Origin of the sequence: Thermogutta sp. (assembly GCF_014359955.1) — a bacterium.
GTDB lineage: Bacteria > Planctomycetota > Planctomycetia > Pirellulales > Thermoguttaceae > Thermogutta.
The window spans coordinates 1-3,066 of record NZ_JACIYL010000544.1 but is presented as its reverse complement, the minus strand read 5'-3'; the positions used below and the strand labels follow the sequence as shown (position 1 = coordinate 3,066).

Below are 3,066 nucleotides of genomic sequence, written 5' to 3'. Positions count from 1 at the left end.
CACCCCTCCGCCAGCCGCTGTTCCCGGTACTGCTCCACCCCCTGCTGCGTCCGGGGAATACTACCGAGAAGTCCCGGGCCCCATCCTTCCTGGAGATTGTTCAGAATTCACGGTCGTGCCGCAGGAAACGGCGGCGGCCGTGGGAACAGAGGTGATCCTTGTGGCCAGCGTTCGCGGCCAGGACCAGTACATGCTGACGAATCAGCGTGTGGAGTGGACCATCATGCCCGGTGGAGTCGGCGCCTTTGTCGACTTCAATCGGGCGACACTCATCGACTATCTGGTGGGGGATTTTACCCGACCGCGGAAAGTCAACGAGCATTTTGTCATCACAAGTACCACGCGGCAGTATTTGCGGCTCACTCGCGGCACGGTGGATCCCAATGACGATGTCATCATTCGACCCGGTCAGGCGTGGGTGAGTCTGACCAGTCCCATTGAGGGCACCTCCGTGGTGCAGGTCTATGTGCCCTGCGTCCATAGCTGGAATCGTCGGGTGCAGACAGCCACGATTCACTGGGTGGATGCGCAGTGGACGCTCCCACCGCCGGCGATCGTCCCCGCTGGTTCCCGCCATAAACTCGTCACGACCGTGACCCGGCAGCGAGACCGCTCGCCCTGTTCCGGATGGAAAGTCCGCTACGAGATTACCGGCGGTGTTAACGCTGTATTCGCTCCGGAGGGCTCCACGTCCGTGGAAGTCCCCGTCGATTCCTCGGGGCAAGCGGTTGCCGAAATTTACCAGACTCAGCCGCTCGGCGGTTCGACACAGATCAGCGTTCAGATTATCCGTCCGGGAGATGCCCCCGGGGCCGCTGGGAAACAGTTGCTGGTGGCCTCGGGACAGACGCTTGTCACCTGGTCCGCCGCCCAGCTCGCGGTACGGGTCAACGCTCCCCCTACCGTCGCAGCCGGCGGAAGCACAACCGTTCGCATCGAAGTGAATAACCCGGGCGACCTCCCCGCGGAAAATGTCATCGTAACAGCCACACTGCCCGCTGGGTTCACGCAGCGGAGTACCACGCCTGTCGCTTCCGTGTCGGGAAACACCTTGACGTGGAACATCGGGCGGCTGAACGCACATGAGATGCGCACGCTCGATGTGGTCATTGAAGCCTCCCAGGGTGCCACAGGTTCTCTGTGTGCCGAAGCCCAGGGAGCGGGCGGCCTGCGTGCCCAGCATTGCGCCACGATATCGGCCGGTGCAGCAGTTCCTGCCACCTCTCCCACCACGGGCACGGTGGAATTGCGTGTGCAAGGACCTGAGCGCGCAACCGTAGGGCAGGAAGTGACGTTCGTCATTTCGATCACGAATCGCGGCACCGCTCCGCTTGGCAACCTCCTCGTCAAGGATACGTTTGATCGAGGTCTTCAGCACGCAGTGGCCCAGGGGGCCGTGGAACGGGACCTCCCCGGAACGCTTCAGCCTGGTGAAACAAAAACAATTGGTGTGGTTTTCAAAGTGGTGCAGGCAGGACGGTGGTGCCACACCGTGCAGGTCAGCGGGCCAGCCGGTATTCTGGCCTCGCAGTCGACATGTCTCGAAGCCCAGCCGGAAACGCCGGGGGCCGGCACCAACCTCCCAGCCGCTCCCCCATCGGGAGCCGCTCAGCCAGGAACGTCGTCCGCCACCGGCCCAGGAGCACCTCCGTCGCCTCCGTTTTCCACCACTCCATCACCGGGGACCCAACCCTCTTTACCCAGTCAGAATTTTCCGGGCACGTCCAGCCCCGCGACACCGCAACCCGCATTGCCTGGGGCAAGTCCTGGATCCGCCGTGCCTTCACCGTCAGCCACTCCACCTTCTCAGCCCACTCCATCCACTCCCAGTCCAGCGCTCCAATCGGTGGACTTCAAAATAACCGGCCCGAGTTCTGTTAAATTGGGAGAATCAGCCGTCTTCACGTGCGAGATTACGGTGACCGGCCCGAGCGCGCTGGCCAATCTTCGACTGCGGTGCTCCTTCGATGAAGCGTGGGAGCCCCTTCGAGCAAGCGCCGGCTACCAACTCGAGGGCGATGTCATCACGTGGACCCTCAATACGGTGGCGCCCAATCAACCCATCCGCCGGCAGGTGGAGCTGCGGGCCCTGAAGACGAGCGAGCAGGCCTGTTGCCGTGGCGAACTCGTCAGTCCGGACGGCGGTTCCATCGTGCAGCAGGCGTGCGTCCGGATTGAGCCGGCAGTGCCAACGCCGACCGTCCGCGGCCGACCGCCCATCACCGAAACGCCCCCGTCAAAATCTGACGTGCCGAGTCCCCAGACACCTCCCGCCGAGAACTCCGCTTCGGGAGACTCCGCGAGTGCATGTCCGGTCAACGTGTCGATTATCGATCGCTACGAACCGATCGCCATCGGCAAGTCGAAAACCGTGGAATTTGTTGTCACCAATTCCGGCGACAGTCCGCTGTCTGACATCCGACTTGCCGTGACAATCCCGGACAGCTTCGCGTGGAATCCGGAGAGGACTTCCGCCCCGGATGAGGTCGAGTCGCCGTCTCCCGGTGTGGTCGTTTTCGTCGCTCATGGGCCTTTGCCCGCCGGGCAAAGCACGCACTTTCGTCTTGGCCTTACAGCCAAAAAGCCGGGGACGGCACAGATCAACGCCCGGGTCACCTGTCAGGGGTTCTCAAGCCCTGTTACGGTCACACGAAACACAACCGTCGTCAACCGTTAAAATGAACGTGGGCGGTGGGGTTCATTTTGACGCTCCCTGAGGTATAAGGCAGTGGGCGACGATGCGCCGATTCGTCATTCTGGAACACGACAGCCCCCGCGGACTTCATTACGACTTCATGCTGGAAACGGCGACGCTCCTCGCCACATGGGCGCTTGCCGAAATACCAGCCGCCGGAAAAATTATTTCTGCCCAGCAACTGCCTGACCATCGCAGGATTTATTTGGAATACGAAGGAGAAATCTCCGGTGGCCGCGGTACGGTCCGTCGCTGGGATGAGGGGACCTACCTTCTCAGCAAGCGCACCGAGCTCATGCTGGAACTTGTTCTGTACGGGAACAGGTTGCGCGGTCGGGCGAAACTTTCTCTCGTCGATCCCGAGTGTCAAT

At 61.9% G+C, this 3,066-nt stretch carries 1 protein-coding gene and 1 pseudogene; both read left to right on the top strand.

All coding sequences use genetic code 11. From position 1 onward, the window contains the following. Positions 1 to 2,677: pseudogene (locus H5U08_RS14175) on the top strand (hypothetical protein); the annotation flags it as partial. A gap of 61 nt (positions 2,678 to 2,738) precedes the next feature. Further along, a partial coding sequence (locus tag H5U08_RS14170) for a DNA polymerase ligase N-terminal domain-containing protein (protein ID WP_297034391.1) occupies positions 2,739 to 3,066 on the top strand: 328 nt, incomplete at its 3' end.